Genomic DNA, 17,768 nt, shown 5'->3' on the forward strand with positions numbered 1-17,768 from the left:
AGCCCCCGAAATCCGCAAATTTCACCGTCCGAGACCTGACCGACAAGACCTGACCAACGGCCGATTCCGGCCCCTGAACGAGGAAACGACCATGCGTGTTTATTACGATCGCGACGCCGACCTGAACCTGATCAAGGGCAAGAAGGTCGTCATCGTCGGCTATGGCAGCCAGGGCCACGCCCATGCGCTGAACCTGAAGGATTCCGGCGTCAAGGACGTGGCGATTGCGCTCCGCAAGGGTTCGGCCTCGGCCAAGAAGGCGGAAGCTGCCGGCTTCAAGGTGATGGAAGTCGCCGAGGCCGCCAAATGGGCCGATCTGGTCATGATGCTGACCCCGGACGAGCTCCAGGGCGACATTTACCGCGAGCAACTGCACGACAACATGAAGAAGGGCGCCGCCCTCGTCTTCGCGCACGGTCTCAACGTCCACTTCAACCTGCTCGACCCGCGCGCCGATCTCGACGTTCTGATGATCGCGCCGAAGGGCCCCGGCCACACGGTGCGTTCGGAATACCAGCGTGGCGGCGGCGTGCCCTGCCTGATCGCGATCGCCAAGGACGTCTCGGGTAACGCCCACGACCTCGGCCTGTCCTACGCCTCCGCCGTCGGCGGCGGCCGTGCCGGCATCATCGAGACCACTTTCAAGGAAGAATGCGAGACCGACCTGTTCGGCGAGCAGGTCGTGCTCTGCGGCGGCCTGGTCGAGCTGATCAAGGGCGGCTACGAGACGCTGGTCGAAGCCGGCTACGCCCCGGAGATGGCCTATTTCGAGTGCCTGCACGAAGTGAAGCTGATCGTCGACCTGATCTATGAAGGCGGCATCGCCAACATGAACTACTCGATCTCCAACACCGCGGAGTACGGTGAGTACGTCACCGGCCCGCGCATCGTCACCGACGAGACCAAGAAGGAGATGAAGCGGGTTCTGAACGACATCCAGTCCGGCAAGTTCGCCCGCGACTGGATGCTCGAGAACAAGGTCAACCAGACCTCGTTCAAGGCGACCCGCGCCAAGCTCGCCGAGCACCCGATCGAGGAAGTCGGCGCCAAGCTGCGCGACATGATGCCCTGGATCAAGAAGGGCGCGCTGGTCGACAAGTCGAAGAACTAAGCGGCCGTTCGGATGCGGCGTATCGGTTGCGCCGCATCCGGACACGCGAGCGAAAACACAAGCTTCGCTCGCCAAACCAATTCTTAAATCTTCGCGATTATATTCGAGCGAGATCGCAACCAGCGGTCTCGCTCTTTTCGTCTCGCGCGAAGCATTGCTGCTTCATTCAAATTCTTCGCGAGCTGAAGTGCTCCCTGAGCATGAAGAACTGACGCTTAAACCACATTCTTGGTCTCGCGTTGTTTTCGGAATTTCTCAGAAGCTCCCGATCCTCAAAAGCCCAGCGTCTTCAGGGTCAAGGATTCGGCTCTTCATCCATACCTTCAGGATGCAATCAATCGCACGTCGCGAGGTTCGCACCTCGCTTCAACTTAAGAACTGACACCCGCGGCGTCTCCTTGAGCGGTGGACGGCATTGCGCCCCGGCACCTTTCGCCTGCATGATCGCGGGAGCTCTTGGGGAGGAAGATCATGCGATCCGTCGTCGTCACCGGCGCGTCCACTGGCATCGGCTGGGCCATTGCGAAGTTTCTGATCGGGCGCGGCTATCGTGTTTTCGGTAGTGTCCGCAAGCAGGCCGATGCGGATCGGCTCATGGGTGAATTCGGTACGAACTTCACGGCGCTGCTGTTCGACGTCACCGACGAGGCGGCGGTCCTCGCGGCTGCGCGAAAAGTCCGCGAGGCGCTGGGCGGCGAGACGCTGGCCGGTCTCGTCAACAACGCCGGCGTCGCGGTCGCCGGTCCCGTGCTCGAATTGTCGGTCGACGACTTTCGCCGGCAGATGGAGATCAACGTCATCGGCCCGGTCATCGCGACGCAGGCCTTTGGGCCGCTGCTGGGCGCCGACCCGTCGCTGGAGGGACCGAAGGGCCGGATCGTGATGATCAGCTCGGTCGCGGGCAAGAACGGCAATCCGTTGTCGGCGCCTTACTGCACGTCCAAGCATGCCATCGAAGGTCTGTCGGAGAGCTTGCGCCGCGAATTGATGCTGTTTGGCATCGACGTCATTATCGTCGCACCCGGCGCCGTCAAGACGCCGATCTGGAGCAAGGCCGAGCAGATCGATCTTTCGGTCTACCAGAACTCGCCTTATCTGCCGGCGCTGAACAAGGTCATGGCGTTCATGATGAAGCTCGGCGAGACCGGGCTGCCGGCCGAGCGGATTGCCGAGGTCGTTTTCGAGGCGCTCACCGCCGAGAGGCCCAAGGTTCGCTACCAGATCACGCCGGACCGGATGCGGCATTTGATGACGGCCACGCTGCCCAAGCGTGTGGTCGACCGCATCATCGCCAAGCGGCTCGGGCTGCTGCCGCAGGGCTGAGCCTCCGAGGTGAGACCATTGCCGGACAGGTGATCAATTTCCGATCGTGGGAGCGTCTTGAGATGCCGGCTTATGTGATTTTCGACGTCGAGATCAGGGATTTGCAGCAGTACCAAAGCTTCATGTTGGGCGTGAAGCCCGCCCTGGAGGCCGCTGGAGCTCGATATCTGGCGCGAGGGGGCGCCCACTAGGTCTACGAGGGAGACTGGCAGCCCCGCAGGATCGTTCTGCTGGAATTCCCATCCGTCGCAGCTTGGGAGGCATTTTACACAGGCGCGACCTACCAGGGACTCAAAGCGGTCCGGGACGCTTGCAGTTCTGCCCGCCTGGTCAGCGTCGAAGGCCTCGACTAGACGGCAAGTCGGTTCTGCACTGCGGGATTTGCCCTAGGGACGAATTGGGCCCGGAGACCGATCGGCTTCCGCTAACATTAAGCGAAGGTCGGACCGCGACACGCGTTGCTTGTCCGTGACCGTTCAATTACAGTTTTATGACACGGTGCAGGCCTTCCGGCTGCGCCGAACGCCGCAGGCCCGGTCAGCCGGCTCGGCATCACCGTGCCGGACCAGCAGTTGCGTGTCGTCGATGGCGTCCGCGCCCAATCCAGGTCCTTCTGGCACGACCGCCGTGCTGGCAAGCGTCGCTGCGCTCGGCATCTGGCGGCTGCTCGCGGTTGCAGCGCCGCATCTCGCGGCGCTCGTCCTGATGTACGAGACCGAGACGGATTTCGGCGCACGGCTCTCCTTCGTGCTGGCCTGGGGCATCCTCAACTTCTTCTGGATCGCGCTGCTGCGGCGGCCGGCGCTCTCGGGTGCGCTGTCGCTGACTATGGTCGTGGTGCTGGTGCTGCTGTCACGGCTGAAGCACGACGTCGTGCAGATGACGGCCAACTTCATCGACCTGATGATGATCGACCGCGACACGGTGGCGTTCCTGTTCACGATCTTCCCGAATTTGCGCTGGTCGGTGATCGGGGCCGGCCTGGTCACGCTGCCGCTGATGTATGCGCTGTGGTGGCTCGACCCATTCCGCATCCGTAGGCTACCGGCGCTCGCCTCGATGCTCGCCTGCCTCGCCGCGCTGGTCGGCTATTCGCTCTACCATCCGGACGAGGCTTGGCGCGGCTATTACGACGACGGCTATCTCTCGAAGTTCTTCCGCTCCGGCGTCAGCGCGGTCTCCGACTTCGCGCAATACGGCTTCATGGAGTCGGCCGCTTCGACCAACGAACGGCTCAACATGCCGCTGGTCGATGCCTGCCATCCTGCCGGCCGGCGGCCGAACATCATCATGGTCCATGATGAATCGAGCTTCGACATCCGCGCCGCGCAGGGCATCAAGGTGCCGGCCGGCTACGGCAGCCATTTCAAATCCTGGGACGGCAAGGAGCGCGCGTTCCTGGCCGAGAGCAATGGCGGGCCGAGCTGGTTCACCGAATACAACGTGCTCGCGGGGTTGTCGTCGCGCTCGTTCGGCCGCTTCGCCTATTTCGTGACGCGCATTGCAACAGGCCGTGTCGAGCGCGGCCTGCCGCTGGCGCTGCGCCGCTGCGGCTACGACACGATGTCGCTGTACCCCGCCTATGGCGGCTTCATGGCCGCGCGCAGCTTTCAGGTGACGACCGGCATCGAACGCTTTCTCGACTCCAAGGATCTCGGCGCCAAGGATGTCGAGCCGGATAGCTTCTTCTACGACAAGGCGCTCCGGCTGATGGGCGAGCGGACGCCGAACAAGCCGCTGTTCACCTTCATCTATCTCGGCGCCAATCATTTCCCCTGGGAGACGCGCTTCCGCCCGGATCTGCTGCCGAACTGGCGCGCACCGGGCAATGTGCCGTCCATCGACGAGTACCTGCGGCGGCAGGCGATGAGCGCCGAGCAGTACAACGCTTTCCTCGCGGGCTTGAAGAAGAAATTTCCCGGCGAACCCTTCCTGATCGTGCGCTACGGCGATCATCAGCCGGAATTCGCGCCCGGTATCCTCGAGCCCGGGCTCGACGAGGGCGCTCTCGGCAAGAAGCTCGACGCCTACGACGCACGTCTCTACGCGACTTACTACGCGATCGACGCCGTCAATTTCGAGCCGGTGAAAAGCGAGGCCGTGATGGACACGGTCGACGGCCCGTATCTGCCGCTGGTCATCCAGGAAGCCGCCGGCATCCCGCTCGATCCGTCCTTCGCCGAGCAGAAGGAGATCATGCTCCGCTGCAAGGGCATATTCTACGGATGCAAGGACGGGGCCGAAGCGCGCCGGCTTAACCGGCTGCTGATCGATGCGGGGATGATCAGGGGGCTGTAGCGTCTCTCCAACGTCGTCCTGGCGAAGGCCAGGACGACATCGCGGCTACCGCCCACCCACCTTCTCCCATAGCCATTTCGCCACTGCATCCGGCGACGAATTCGCGTCATTGCCGGCGGCGCGCAAATTAGCTTCGCGCATGGTCGCGATGTCGATCTTGCCGAGCAGCGGCTTCACCGCGGCCCGCAGCCGTTCGTCGCCGGCGCGCTTTGGGGCCAGCAACAGGATCGCATCGTAGGGCGGGATCGCGTGCCTGGGATCGTCGAGCGCAACGAGATCGTATTTTGCGATCAACCCGTCGCTGGTGTAGCCGGCGATGACATCGACCTCGCCGCTGGCGACGGCCGCATACATGAAGTCCGGCTGCATCTGGCGCTGGGCGCGGAACGAGAGGCCATAGGCCTTTTGCAGCGCCGCCCATTCGGGTCGCGAGAAAAACTCATAGTCGCCGGCGATCGACAGGGTCGAAGCATGCGCGGCGAGATCGGCGATGGTGCGGATGCCAAGCGCCTCGGCGCGCTTCTTCGGGATCACCAGCGCATAGGCGTTCTCGAAACCGAGCTCGCCGAGCAGGGTGATGTTCTCCTTCGCAAGCGTTGTCTGCAGCTCCGCCAACAGCTCCGCGCGCGGCTTGATGTCCGTGCGGTGAAGCTGATTGGCCCAGAGCGTGCCGGAATAATCGACGTAGAGATCGATATCGCCGGCTTTCAACGCCTCGAAGATCACGCTTGAGCCGAGACCGGAGCGTGCGACGGCGGCGAGACCGGCGGCCTGAAGCCGGTCCCGCATCAGCGCCGACAGCACATACTGCTCGGCGAACGTCTTGGCGCCGACGACATAGTTCTGTGACGAGCGCCCCATCGTCGGCACCAATGTTGCGGCGACCAGTGCCGCGATCCCGGCCGCGCCAAGCGCCGCACGCACGCGGCTGCGCCAGCGCAGGCCGCTCTCGACCAGGCCGAGCAGTTGATCGACGGCGAGCGCCAGCAGGGCCGAGGCAAAGCAGCCGAACAGCACGAACACCCAGTTCTGGGTCTGGAGCCCGGCAAAGATGTAATTGCCGAGGCTGGTCTGCCCGATCGGGGTCGACAGCGTCGCGGTGCCGATCACCCACACCGCGGCGGTGCGGATCCCCGCCATCATGACCGGCAGCGCCAGCGGCAGTTCAACCATCACCAGCGACTGCCGCGCGGTCATTCCGACGCCTTTGGCAGCCTCTATCAGCGCGGGATCGATGCCGTTGAGGCCGGTGATGCCATTGCGCAGCACCGGCAGCATCGAATAGAGCGCCAGCGCCAGCATCGCCGGCAGGAAGCCGAAAGCGGAGAAGGAGACGCCGAACCAGGCCAGCGCCACGGAGGCCGCGAGCAGCAGGAGCGGATAGAACAGCGCGAGCAGCGCCAGCCCGGGCACCGTCTGCACGATGCTGGCGAGCGCGAGCAGCACAGCGCGCGGCGTGGGACGGTTGCGCGTCAGAATCGCCAGCGGCAGGCTGACGATCAGGCCGAGCGCAAGCGCGGCGAGACTCACCCGCACGTGGTTGCCGAGATAGTCGGGCAAATGCGCCAGCGCTTCGCCCCAACGCGGATCGGTGAAAAGGCTCATGCCGCCCCGCCCTTTAGCAGCAGCGCGTTCAATCGCTCGACCTGGCGTCGCGGCGTCCGCAGCAGCTCCAGCACGTAGGCGTCGCTGCTTTTCGAGAGCTCCACTGGCGTGCCCTGCGCCAGCAGCTTCCCGCTGCGCATCACCGCGATGCGGTCGGCCAGCAAAATCGCTTCCGTCATGTCGTGGGTGATCATCACGGTGGTCAGGCCGAGCTTGCGGTGCAGCTCGCGAAAATCGTCGCCGAGCGCATCGCGGGTAAGGGGATCGAGCGCGCCGAATGGCTCATCCATCAGCACGATGCGGGGCCTTGCCGCAAGCGCCCGCGCCACGCCGACACGCTGGCGCTGGCCGCCCGAGAGCGCATCCGGCAACCGCCCGCGATGGGCGGCCCGGTCGAGCTGCACGAGCTCGAGCAACTCATCGACCCGTGTTGCGATATCCGCTGCCGAGACGCCGAGCAGCTTCGGCGTGATCCCGATATTGTCGGCGACGCTCAGATGCGGGAACAGTCCGCCGCTCTGGAAAACGTAGCCGATGCGGCGCCGCAGCGCGACCGGATCGACGGATTGCACGTCGTCGCCCTCAACCGTGATCGTGCCCCCATCCGCCTCGATCAGGCGGTTGGCGAGCCGCAGTAGCGTCGTCTTGCCCGAACCCGAGCCGCCGACGACGGCTACAAATTCGCCTTCGGGGATGTCGAGTGACACATCGTCCACGGCCTTGAGCGCGCCGAAGCTCTTGGTGACGTGGGCATAGCCAATCATCGGCCTGGACGGCATCGGGCGGGGCTCACTGCGCTGACCCGCCCCAAAGAGGGATGGGATGACAAGGCCCATGCGTAGCACGCTTGGCGGCTTGATTGAACTTGGTCGCGCGAGCGGCTAAGGCATCGGGCCAAGTTCGGAGGAAGCATATGATAACGCCTACGGCAGTGGCGCTGGAAGATGCCAAGGTCGCGTTCCAGTTGGGCGATGGCCGGGTCTATACGGCGGTGGAGAAGGCGCATCTGACGGTGGCGCAGGGCGAGTTCGTCGCCATCGTCGGCCCGACCGGCTGCGGGAAATCGACGCTGCTCAACGTCGCGGCCGGGCTGCTGAAGCCGGCTGCCGGGAGCGTCAGGATATTCGACCAGCCACTTGCCGGGCTGAACCGGGACGCCGGCTACCTGTTCCAGGCCGATGCGCTGTTCCCCTGGAAGACCGCGCTCGACAACGTCGCGATCGGGCTCGAGGTCAGCGGCACGCCGCGCAGCGAGGCACTGCCGCGGGCGCAGACATGGCTGACCTCGGTCGGTTTGGGCGCCTTCGCCAACCGCTATCCGCACATGCTCTCGGGCGGCCAGCGCAAGCGCGTGGCGCTGGCGCAGGTGCTGATCCGCGATCCAAAGATCCTGCTGATGGACGAGCCGTTCGGGCCGCTGGATGCACAGACCCGGCAGGTGATGGGCAACCTGTTGCTCGACCTCTGGAACGCTGACCGCAAGGCCGTGCTGTTCGTCACCCATGATCTGGAAGAGGCGATCGCGCTCGCCGACCGCGTCGTGATCATGTCGGCGGGGCCGTCCTCCCGCATCATCGGCGACTGGCGCGTGAGCCTGCCGCGCCCGCGCGACATTTTCGAAGTGCGGCTGGACAAGGAATTCCATGCGCTTCATCGCGAGATCTGGAGCGTGCTCAAGGACGAGGTCATGAAGGGCTATGCGCAGTCCACGCAAGCGGCGGAGGCGGTCTGATGTCGCGCGTCACCCTGCTTACGCTGCAAGTGCTGGTCGCGGTGGTCTGCCTCGCGCTGTGGCAATTGCTGTCGACCGTGCCCGTGTTCGGCAAGATCCTGCTGCCGCCGTTCTTCTTCTCCAATCCGGTCGATGTCTTCGCCCAGATCGTCAAATGGTTCTCGTCCGGTGTGATCTGGAAGCATCTCGGCATCACGCTGACGGAATCGATCCTGGCCTTCGTGATCGGATCGGCCGGCGGTGTGCTGATCGGCTTCTGGTTCGCGCGCCAGCCGCTGGTCGCCGCGGTGTTCGATCCCTACGTCAAGATGGTCAACGCTCTGCCGCGTGTGGTGCTGGCGCCGATCTTCGCGCTGTGGCTTGGGCTGGGCATCTGGTCCAAGGTCGCGCTCGGCGTGACGCTGGTGTTCTTCATCGTGTTCTTCAACGTCTATCAGGGCGTCAAGGAGGTCAGCCGCACCGTGCTCGATAACGGCCGCATGCTCGGCATGAGCGAGCGGCAGCTGATGCAGCACGTCTATTGGCCCTCGGCGCTGTCGTGGATGTTCTCCTCGCTGCACACGTCGGTGGGCTTTGCCGTGGTCGGTGCCGTCGTCGGCGAATATCTCGGATCGGCGGCGGGGCTCGGCTATCTCATCCAGCAAGCTGAAGGCATCTTCGATGTCGCCGGCGTGTTCGCCGGCATGTTCGTGCTGTCGGCCTTCGTCATCCTGATCGACTTTGGCGTGACGTTGGTGGAGCGGAGACTGCTGGTGTGGCGCCCGACCGTGGACGGACGCGGCTAGGCCGCAAGGGGCCGGCGCAACGCGCGAGCGCCGGATCGATCAGTCCAGCAGCTTGGTGTCATCGGGCGCCTGCGGCGGCGTCTTGATCGCGATCGCCTTGACCTGTCCGCTGATCGGCTTGGTGCCGCCATGCGGCGTCCCCTTCGGGATGATGACGAGGTCGCCCGGCTTCACCGTGACTTCCTTGTCACCGAACCAGATCGTGCCGGTGCCCTCTAAAATGTACTGGATCTCGTTGGTGTTGGGATGCATGTGCTTGGGCACATTGCCGACCTGGATCGAGATGGTGGCGCCATCGGCGCTTGCGAACGTCTTGGAGCGGTAGCCGACGGCGTTGGCGTTCCCCAGCGCGTCGCCCTCCATCTCGCCGGTGTGGATGATCTGCGGAGTGATGTTCTCCGCGGCCAGCGCCGGCCGCAGCAGGTGGGTTGCGCCGCATCCGGCGGCAAAAGCGGTGGCGATCGACAGTCCGATTGCAAGGCGATTCATGGATGATCCTCCCCATCAAGAATTGTTCTTGTGGGCTTCATGCTATTGCGCCGAAAGGCCGATGGCCAGCGCCTTCGGTCCTGCTTCTCAAGCCAGCCCGGCTGCTTTATGGTGCCGCCAGCCGAACGGAGGAAACCAATGAAGAACACGATAGCCAGGCTCGCGGGCGCGCTGCTCGCGCTGACGCTCACCACCGGTCTTGCCGCGGCGCAAAGCAAGGTCACGATCGCGATCGGCGGCGGCTCCTGTTTGTGCTATTTGCCGACGGTGTTGGCAAAGCAGCTCGGCGAATACGACAAGGCGGGTCTCGACGTTGAGCTCGTGGACCTCAAGGGCGGCTCGGACGCGCTCAAGGCCGTGCTCGGCGGCAGCGCCGACGTGGTCTCCGGCTATTTCGACCATTGCGTCAACCTCGCGGCCAAGAAGCAGGAGCTTCAGGCCTTCGTGGTCTATGACCGTTATCCCGGCCTCGTGCTGGTGGTTTCGCCGTCGCACACCAACGAGATCAAGTCGATCAAGGACCTCGCCGGCAAGAAGGTCGGCGTCAGCGCGCCCGGCTCCTCCACTGACTTCTTCCTGAAGTATATGCTGAAGAAGAATGGCGTCGATCCCGCCAGCACCGCCGTGATCGGCGTTGGCCTCGGCGCCACTGCGGTCGCCGCCATGGAGCAGGGCCAGATCGATGCGGCCGTGATGCTCGATCCCTCCGTGACCGTGCTCCAGGGCAGCCACAAGGATCTGCGCATCCTCTCGGACACCCGCACGCAAAAGGATACGCTTGAGACGTTCGGCGGCGAATATCCGGGCGGCGCGCTGTACTCGACCGCGGCCTGGGTCGCCGGCCACGAGAAGGAGACGCAGGCGCTGACCAACGCGATCCTGGGCACGCTCGCCTGGATCCACTCGCACTCGCCCGAGGAGATCATGGCGAAGATGCCGGAGGAGACGGTTGGCAAGAACAAGGACCTCTATCTCGCGGCACTCAAGAACACGATCCCGATGTTCTCCGAGACCGGCAAGATGGACCCGAAGGGTGCAGACGCCGTGCTCGCGGTGTTCAGCGTTGGATCGCCCGAGGTCGCCAACGCCAAGATCGACGTCAGCAAGACCTTCACCAACAAGTATGTCGAGCAGGCCAAGAAGACCACGGGAAGCGTCAAATAACTGACGCGAAGGCGTGGTCATCAGGCGTCATGACGTCACCAATCATTCATCGGGTCACGACGCTTGAACTTGCCGTGCGGCCGATCGTCTGGGCGTTCGCGGAGGAGCGGCGCGCCGAGATCGCCACGCATTTCGCCGAGAAGCAGCGCGAGCGGCCAAAGATCTGGAACGGTCGCGTCCTGCTCGGGCGTGATGCAACGTTCGCCGACGGGCATCTTTCTGCGACCTATTTCGAGACCGATTTCGCGAGCTTCCTCGCCTGGCGCGATTGGGGTTTTCCCGACAAGGCCGTGTTCAACGGTTTTGGCATGGGCGCGTTGCGCGCCTCCGACGGCGCCTTCGTCATGGGTGAGATGGCGCAGCACACCGCCAATGCGGGCCGGATTTATTTCCCGTCCGGTACGCCCGATCTCGAAGACGTCAGGGGCCACACGCTGGACATTCCTGGCAGCGTGATCCGCGAACTCGAGGAAGAGACCGGCCTGACCGCCGCCGACTATCGGGTCGAGCCGGACTGGCACTGCGTCGTCACCGGCCCGACGATTGCGATGTTGCAAATCGTCAACCTGGACATGCCGGGTGATGTGGCGCGTGCGCGGATCGAAGCCAATCTGGCGGGCGAGGCCGAGCCAGAGCTCTCGGCCATTCATCTCGTGCGCGGGGTGAGCGATCTCACGCCGTCCATGCCGCGATTTGTCACGGCCTTCGTCGAGCAGCAGTTCGCGTTGCGCTGATGCGCGAGGCTTGACATCGCTGCGCTCAGCCCATGTGATGGGCGAAAATATAAACCAAAAAGAATGCAATGCACAATCGTCCAGGGAGGTTTTGATGCGCGTGCGCATGGCTGCCCGTTTGGTACGTGGGCTGTTGGTCGCGATATCAGCGACGGGCTTGGCGGCGTCCGCCCAGGCTCAGGATCAAGGCAAAGAGAAGAAGATCAAGATCGGCGTCGTTTTCGATTTGACCGGGCCTCTCGCCGGCGGCGGCTCTGAGCTCGGCTATATCGGCGCAAAGATCATCCTCGACCATTTCGCCAGGACCGGCGTCGAGGGTTACAAGATCGAAGCGGTCTATGCCGACGCGCAGAGCAAGCCCGACATCGCGATCAACGAATCCGTCCGCCTGCTCGAGCAGGAAAAGGTCGACATGGTGCTCGGCTTCTTCTCCTCGGCGCAATGCGTGCCGGTGGCCGCCCGCGTCGAGCAGCTCAAGAAGTTCATGTGGATGACGACCTGCATCTCGTCGGCCGTGTTCAACGAGAAGGGTTATAAATACGTCTTCCGCCCGCAGGCGAGCGGCGACCAGTTCGGCATGATGACGATGGATTTCATCGCGCAGAACGCCAAGGCGAAGTTCGACAAGGAGCCGAAGGATCTGCGCGTCGCCATCATTCACGAGGACGGCGCCTATGGCGTCGACGTGTCCAGAGGCAACGAGGCCGGCGCGAAGAAGGCGGGCTTCAACGTCGTGATGAAGGAGGGTTATTCAGCCACCGCGCCTGACCTCTCCGCGCTGGTGACCAAGCTGAAGCGCGCCAAGCCCGATGTCATTTTCCACACTGGCTACAACCCTGATATCACGCTGTTGCTGCGTCAGGCGCGCGAGCAGGGGCTGAAGTTCGGCGCGCTGATGGGGCACGGCGCGGGTTACGGCGTCTATGAAAAACTGAAGGAAGGCATGGGAGCCGATGCCACCTACATCTTCAACACAGACCCGATCTCGATCTGGCTTGCCAACCAGAAGACCATGGATCCCAAGCTCCCGCCTGTGATCAAGATGGTTGGCGAGGAATTCGACAAGATCCGGCCCGGCGTCGCGATCCGCTCGGCGCATGTCGGCATCGGTGCGTCCAACACCTATGTGTTCATGAATGACGTGCTGCCGCGCGCGATCAAGAAGTATGGCGGGGTCGATCCGGATGCGCTGCGCAAGGCTGCCCTCGATACTGATATTCCCGAAGGGGGCACCATGCTCGGCTTCGGCGTGAAGTTTTACGGCGAGGGCACGCCGATGGCCGGGCAGAACGAGCGCTCGTTCCCGGTCGTGATCCAGTACATCGACGACAAGTCCTCCGTGGTGTGGCCCAAGAGCCAGGCGCAGCGCGAGGCCGTGCTGCCGCTGCCGAAGGGCACCACCTACAGCAACCAGTAGCGCAAATGCGCGCAGAGAGGAGAGCGGGACGGTGCTGGAAGTCAGCGGGCTGGTGAAGCGGTTTGGTGGCTTCACCGCCGTCAACAATGTGTCGTTCAAAGTCGATCAGGGCGAGATCCTCGGCCTGATCGGCCCCAACGGCTCGGGCAAGAGCACGATCTTCAATATGCTCTCGGGTACGCTGGCGCCGACTTCCGGTTCGATCCTGTTCGACGGCTCCGAGATCGCGGGCTTTCCGCCGCACCGGATCATCAACAGCGGCATCGGTCGCACCTTCCAGATCCCGCGGCCATTCCGCCGCCTGACGATCTTCGAGAACGTCGCGCTCGCGGGATTCTACGGCCAGGGCCGCCACAGCCGCGTCAAGGCGGAGGAGGCGGCCGAGCGATCGTTGGCGATGGTCGGTCTGCCGACAGATCGCCATGCCAGCGTCGACGGCCTCGGCGCAGCCGGCCTGAAAAAGCTCGAACTGGCGAAAGCACTCGCCACCGCGCCAAAACTTCTGCTGGCCGATGAGAGCCTCGGCGGCCTCGACGAGGCCGAGATGGGTCAGGCGGCCGACATGCTGCGCAACATCCGCGACGAGCTCGGCATCACCATCATCTGGGTCGAGCACATCATGGGCGTGCTGATGCGCGTCGTCGATCGCGTCATGGTGCTCGATCACGGCGAGAAGATCTCCGAAGGTTTGCCGAGTGCCGTTGCCGGCGATCCGCGCGTCATCGAGGTCTATCTCGGCACCGATGCCGAGACCACGCAGGCCGCGGCCGCCGCAGTGCGCCGCCGCGCGGGAGGGCAGTGATGCTTGAGCTCCGCGGCGTCAGCGCCGGCTACGGCACGTTCCAGGCACTGTTCGACGTCGATCTCGACGTGAGGGCGGGTGAGGCCGTCGGCGTCATCGGGCCGAACGGGGCCGGCAAGACCACCCTGATGCGCGTCATCTCCGGCCTGATCCGCCCCTCGCGTGGATCGATCAAAATGGAAGCCGTCGACGTCGTGGCCACGCCGCCGCACAAGATCGTCAGCCTCGGGATCGCGCATGTGCCGGAGAACCGGCGGCTGTTTCCGCAGCTCTCGGTCGACGACAATCTCAAGATGGGTGCCTTCATGCAGGAGGCGCGCGGCCACTATGCCGAGCGGCTGGACGTGGTGTTCGAGCTGTTTCCGCGCCTGAAGGAGCGCCGCCACCAGATGGCGGGCACCATGTCCGGCGGCGAGCAGCAGATGTGCGCGATCGGCCGCGCGCTGATGTCGAATCCAAAGCTGCTGCTGCTCGACGAGCCGTCGGCGGGGCTCGCGCCGGTCGTGGTGCAGCAGGTGTTCGAGCTGGTGAAGCGGATCCGCGCCAGCGGGCTGACCGTGCTGATCGTCGAGCAGAATGTGCAGCAGGTGCTGAAAGTGGTCGATCGCGCCTATCTGATCGAGGCGGGTACGATCAGGTCCTCAGGCACCTCGGCCGAGATGCTGGCGAGCGACACGGTCAAGGAAGCGTATCTCGGGGTGTGAGGTTCATGCAGGCATGCAAGCATTTCTGGACATTTTCGACATCTACCTGCTGGAGGCCGTGATCAACGGCATCCTGCTCGGCGGCGTGCTGGCGTTGCTCGCGCTCGGGCTCAATTTGATCTTCGGCGTCATCGACGTGACCTGGATCTGCTACGCAGAGCTGGTGATGATCGGCATGTACGCCATGTACTTCCTGGTGCAGTATTACGGCATCAGCTATTTCGTCGCCGCGCCGCTCACCATCCTGCTGGTCGCGGTGCTCGGCGCGGCGCTACATTACCTCGTGATCGCGCCGCTCCTCACCGCGCCGCCGATCAACCAGTTGCTGGCGACCGGCGGGGTGCTGTTCGTGCTGCAGAGCTTTGCCACCGTCGCCTTCGGCATCGACTTCCGCAACCTCGGCATCCGCCTGCCGGTGCTCGCCTTCGACGACATGAATTTCAGCTACGCACGACTTCTGTCCTTCCTGGCTGCGCTGGTCGGCATGGTCGCGGTCTATCTGTTCATGACACGGACCTTCACCGGCACCGCGATCCGCGCGATCTCGCAGGACCGGCAGATCATGGCGCTGATGGGCGTCGACACGAAGCGGATCTATCTCATTACCTCTGCGATCGGCGGGGGGCTGGCCGGGCTCGCAGCCTGCCTGCTGGTTCTGCAATATGACGTGCATCCCTTCGTCGGCCTGTCATTCGGGCCGATCACCTTCCTGATCTGCGTGCTCGGGGGCCTCGGCAATTTCATCGGCGGCTTCATCGCCGCCTTCGTGTTCGCCGAGATCATCTCGCTCGGCGGCCTGTTCTCCGATCTCGAATGGGGCTATGTGCTCGCCTTCGCGTTCTTCATCGTCATGATGTTCATCCGGCCCGCGGGCCTGCTCGCGAGGCGCCGATGATGGGGCGGAGACGGCTTGCAGCTTGGGGGATCGGATTGGCGGCGCTGGTCGCGCTGCCTTTCGTCTATCGCGATCCCTATCATCTGCACATCCTGGTGCTGATCCTGATCTGGTCGTTCGCCTATACGTCCTGGTCGATGATGGGGCGGTTCGGCCTCGTCTCGCTCGGCCATGGCGGGTTCATGGGGATCGGCGCCTATGTCACCGCACTACTCTGGAATCACCTGGGCTGGTCGCCCTGGATCGGCATCCCCATCGGCATGGTCGCGGCCGGCGCGCTGGCGCTGATCGTCGGCTATCCCTGTTTTCGCTTCCGCATCACCGGGCACTATTTCGTGCTGGTGACGCTCGCGCTCTCAGGCATCGTGCTCCAGGTCATCACGGCGACGCGCGACTACACCGGCGGCTCGCTCGGCTACACGCCGAACCGGGCCGCGGGCAACAAGCTCTGGTCGCTGCAATTCGACGACAAGATCACCTGGTACCTGATCGCGCTCGGGGTCTGGCTTTTCGGCATCGTGGTCTGGCACTGGGTCGACCGCAGCATGGCCCGCTATGCGCTGGAGGCGATCTCGGAGGACGAGGACGCCGCGGCCGCCGCCGGCGTCGACGTCACCGCGGAGAAGCTGAAGATCACGCTGCTAAGCGCGCTGATGACGGCATTGGCCGGCGCGCTCTACTGCCAGTACCAGATGTTCATCACGCCCGATACCGTCAGCGGCATCGCGGTGTCGCTCCAGATGGTGTTCGCGGCGATCGTCGGCGGCCTGTTCGTCTCGCTCGGCCCGACCTTCGGCGCTATCATCACGATTATGCTGGCCGAGACCCTGCGCATCGGCTTCGGCACCAAGGCGGTCGGCTGGGACAATCTCGTCTACGGAGTGCTGCTGGTGCTTTTCATCATATTCCTTCCGAAGGGTATCCTTGGTAGCTTGCTCGACCGATTGAAGCCGCAACGCAAGGTGTCCCGCGCTCATGAGCAAGAAGTCGTCCAAATCGCTCGCCCAGGAGCTTGACCGTTACATTACGCCATTCCGCTACGATGGTTCGGGCAAGTTTCATCTCAAGGATCACAAGACCAACGAGAAGGGCGACCTCGACAAGGAGAAGGCCCAGGAGATTCTCAATGCCAACATGAAGCGGCTGATCGCGTTTCAGGAGAAGCTCTACGCCCAGGACCGCTGGTCGGTACTGATCGTGTTCCAGGCGATGGACGCCGGCGGCAAGGATTCCGCGATCAAGGCGATCTTCGAGGGCATCAATCCGCAGGGCTGCGAAGTCAGTGCCTTCAAGGCGCCGAGCAGCAAGGAGCTCGATCACGATTTCCTCTGGCGCCACGTGGTCGCGCTGCCGGAGCGCGGGCATATCGGCATCTTCAACCGCTCCCATTACGAGGAATGCCTGGTGACGCGCGTGCATCCGGAGGTCCTCGCCAAGGAGAAGCTGCCGTCAATGCTCGTCACCAAGAACATCTGGAAGGAGCGGTTCGAAGACATCTGTGCGTGGGAGCGCTATCTCGCGCGCAACGGCACCGTGGTACTGAAGTTCTTCCTCAACCTGTCCAAAGACGAGCAGCGCGAGCGCTTCCTCGACCGGCTGGAGGATCCGTCCAAGCAGTGGAAGTTCTCCATGGACGACATCAAGGAGCGCGCGCTGTGGCCGCGCTACCAGGCGGTCTATCAGGACATCGTCCGGCACACGGCAACGCCTCATGCGCCGTGGTATGTCGTGCCGGCCGACCACAAATGGTTCGCGCGCGTCGTGATCGGGTCGGCCATCGTCGCGGCGCTCGAAAAGCTCGATCTGCGCTTCCCTCGCGCCGACAAGGCCTCGGCGGGTGAATTCGACGAGGTGCGCAAGGCGCTGGAGAAGGAGGAGAAGGCGGGCAAGAAACAAAAAACGCGAAAACAACCCCATGCACAGTAGCCGGGGATAACGAAATCAATGACTTGAAGGTCAGCGCGAGCGCTTGCGGATTTAACGAAATCGTTTGACTCGTCGGGCAAAACAGGGGCATGATGTCATCATCCCCAAATTCCTCAGTACTCGCGTCCACCGGTAGCAGAAGCGTTCTACATTGGCGGGAAGGGCGGCCTCGCAATTCGCCCACATCTCGCATTTCGCTGCAAGCGAATCCGTCGCAGTCAGATGGAACGCGCCCTCAAATGTGATTTGCGCGCCGTTGATCTTGCTTGACAGTTCTGCGTCACGGGAGGACCATCTCAATGGTCGCAAACAAGCGACGCGCAACGTCCACATCAAGAGCAAGGGGAGGTCTATGACACCACCTCCGCAGATCCAGCCGCGTTAAGTGCGATGGAGCTCGTTCGGACTATCGCATAGCGGCAGAAAACCGCGAACGGCACGCCGGGCCAAGGTTTAGAGGGCTGCATCAGTGTGGCATAGCCCCTACCTGCCCGGCGCTGTATTGTGCATCACATCGATTGCACACCGATCCACGTCGGAGCGCCGTGACGCGGCCGCCGTGCTTTTGACATCGTGCTTCTCTCTTCCTCCTCCTCACGGCCGTCATTCCGGGCCGACTCCCGGAATGACGGAGGGCTGTCGCATATCAGGGCTGTCGCATATGACGTCTGAGCGGCGCCTGAGCGAGCGCCTCGTCCTTCGAGACGCGGCGTTCTGCGGCTCCTCAGGATGAGGCTCAGCTGCATCCACTGCGTTGAAATGTTGCCGCATATTCATCCCTCA

16 protein-coding genes and 1 pseudogene are annotated in these 17,768 nt (G+C 63.5%); 14 read left to right on the plus strand and 3 right to left on the minus strand.

Going from position 1 to position 17,768, the window contains the following annotated elements; all coding sequences use genetic code 11:
• Nucleotides 1–91 precede the first annotated feature (91 nt).
• From ilvC to RX329_RS11785, 4 genes and pseudogenes are all read left to right on the plus strand, one after another.
• A complete protein-coding gene (gene ilvC / locus RX329_RS11770; RefSeq protein WP_085385123.1) occupies nt 92–1,111 on the plus strand; it encodes a ketol-acid reductoisomerase in 1,020 nt (339 codons plus the stop codon).
• A gap of 471 nt (nt 1,112–1,582) precedes the next feature.
• Nucleotides 1,583–2,434: an SDR family oxidoreductase gene (locus RX329_RS11775; RefSeq protein WP_018454345.1), complete on the plus strand. Its 852-nt coding sequence runs from the start codon at nt 1,583–1,585 to the stop codon at nt 2,432–2,434.
• 122 nt (nt 2,435–2,556) lie between these two features.
• Nucleotides 2,557–2,787, plus strand: a pseudogene (locus RX329_RS11780) (DUF1330 domain-containing protein).
• A 232-nt stretch (nt 2,788–3,019) separates the two neighbouring features.
• Complete coding sequence (locus tag RX329_RS11785) at nt 3,020–4,732, plus strand: sulfatase-like hydrolase/transferase (RefSeq protein WP_085385124.1); 1,713 nt, start codon at nt 3,020–3,022, stop codon at nt 4,730–4,732.
• A 45-nt stretch (nt 4,733–4,777) separates the two neighbouring features.
• Here RX329_RS11785 and RX329_RS11790 read toward each other — a convergent pair whose 3' ends face one another.
• The gene (locus RX329_RS11790; protein WP_018454348.1) at nt 4,778–6,337 is read right to left on the minus strand and encodes a glycine betaine ABC transporter substrate-binding protein; all 1,560 of its coding nucleotides are present in this window, start codon (nt 6,335–6,337) and stop codon (nt 4,778–4,780) included.
• Complete coding sequence (locus tag RX329_RS11795) at nt 6,334–7,116, minus strand: ABC transporter ATP-binding protein (RefSeq protein ID WP_085385125.1); 783 nt, start codon at nt 7,114–7,116, stop codon at nt 6,334–6,336. The genes RX329_RS11790 and RX329_RS11795 overlap by 4 nt, the downstream gene beginning before the upstream one ends.
• Before the next feature lie 134 nt (nt 7,117–7,250).
• Between RX329_RS11795 and RX329_RS11800 the strand changes: the two genes are divergently transcribed.
• Entirely contained in the window at nt 7,251–8,069 is an 819-nt protein-coding gene (locus RX329_RS11800) for an ABC transporter ATP-binding protein (protein WP_085395022.1), read from the plus strand.
• Complete coding sequence (locus tag RX329_RS11805; RefSeq protein ID WP_018454351.1) at nt 8,069–8,854, plus strand: ABC transporter permease; 786 nt, start codon at nt 8,069–8,071, stop codon at nt 8,852–8,854. Before RX329_RS11800 ends, RX329_RS11805 begins: the two co-directional genes overlap by 1 nt.
• A 39-nt stretch (nt 8,855–8,893) precedes the next feature.
• On the opposite strand, the gene RX329_RS11810 is transcribed toward RX329_RS11805, so the two are convergent.
• The gene (locus RX329_RS11810) at nt 8,894–9,343 is read right to left on the minus strand and encodes a cupin domain-containing protein (protein WP_085350257.1); all 450 of its coding nucleotides are present in this window, start codon (nt 9,341–9,343) and stop codon (nt 8,894–8,896) included.
• A gap of 138 nt (nt 9,344–9,481) precedes the next feature.
• Here RX329_RS11810 and RX329_RS11815 point away from each other — a divergent pair, with 138 nt between their 5' ends.
• The 8 genes from RX329_RS11815 to RX329_RS11850 all read left to right on the plus strand — a co-directional run bounded on the left by RX329_RS11815 (nt 9,482) and on the right by RX329_RS11850 (nt 16,985).
• Nucleotides 9,482–10,507 carry an ABC transporter substrate-binding protein gene (locus RX329_RS11815; protein WP_018454353.1) on the plus strand — a complete coding sequence of 342 codons (1,026 nt, stop codon included), beginning with the start codon at nt 9,482–9,484 and terminating at the stop codon, nt 10,505–10,507.
• Nucleotides 10,508–10,536: 29 nt separating this feature from the next.
• The gene (locus RX329_RS11820; RefSeq protein WP_085385127.1) at nt 10,537–11,241 is read left to right on the plus strand and encodes a hypothetical protein; all 705 of its coding nucleotides are present in this window, start codon (nt 10,537–10,539) and stop codon (nt 11,239–11,241) included.
• 94 nt (nt 11,242–11,335) lie between these two features.
• Nucleotides 11,336–12,658: an ABC transporter substrate-binding protein gene (locus RX329_RS11825; RefSeq protein ID WP_085385128.1), complete on the plus strand. Its 1,323-nt coding sequence runs from the start codon at nt 11,336–11,338 to the stop codon at nt 12,656–12,658.
• 31 nt (nt 12,659–12,689) lie between these two features.
• Nucleotides 12,690–13,460 carry an ABC transporter ATP-binding protein gene (locus RX329_RS11830; RefSeq protein ID WP_085385129.1) on the plus strand — a complete coding sequence of 257 codons (771 nt, stop codon included), beginning with the start codon at nt 12,690–12,692 and terminating at the stop codon, nt 13,458–13,460.
• On the plus strand, nt 13,460–14,164 hold the full coding sequence (locus tag RX329_RS11835) for an ABC transporter ATP-binding protein (protein ID WP_085385130.1): 705 nt from the start codon (nt 13,460–13,462) through the stop codon (nt 14,162–14,164). The genes RX329_RS11830 and RX329_RS11835 overlap by 1 nt, the downstream gene beginning before the upstream one ends.
• Nucleotides 14,165–14,177: 13 nt before the next feature.
• Nucleotides 14,178–15,059: a branched-chain amino acid ABC transporter permease gene (locus tag RX329_RS11840; protein WP_085385131.1), complete on the plus strand. Its 882-nt coding sequence runs from the start codon at nt 14,178–14,180 to the stop codon at nt 15,057–15,059.
• Nucleotides 15,056–16,075, plus strand: coding sequence for a branched-chain amino acid ABC transporter permease (locus RX329_RS11845; RefSeq protein ID WP_085350250.1), 1,020 nt, complete (start codon nt 15,056–15,058; stop codon nt 16,073–16,075). Before RX329_RS11840 ends, RX329_RS11845 begins: the two co-directional genes overlap by 4 nt.
• On the plus strand, nt 16,035–16,985 hold the full coding sequence (locus RX329_RS11850; protein ID WP_085385132.1) for a polyphosphate kinase 2 family protein: 951 nt from the start codon (nt 16,035–16,037) through the stop codon (nt 16,983–16,985). Before RX329_RS11845 ends, RX329_RS11850 begins: the two co-directional genes overlap by 41 nt.
• Nucleotides 16,986–17,768 lie beyond the last annotated feature (783 nt).

Source organism: Bradyrhizobium sp. BWC-3-1 (genome assembly GCF_032917965.1).
Classification (GTDB): domain Bacteria; phylum Pseudomonadota; class Alphaproteobacteria; order Rhizobiales; family Xanthobacteraceae; genus Bradyrhizobium; species Bradyrhizobium canariense_D.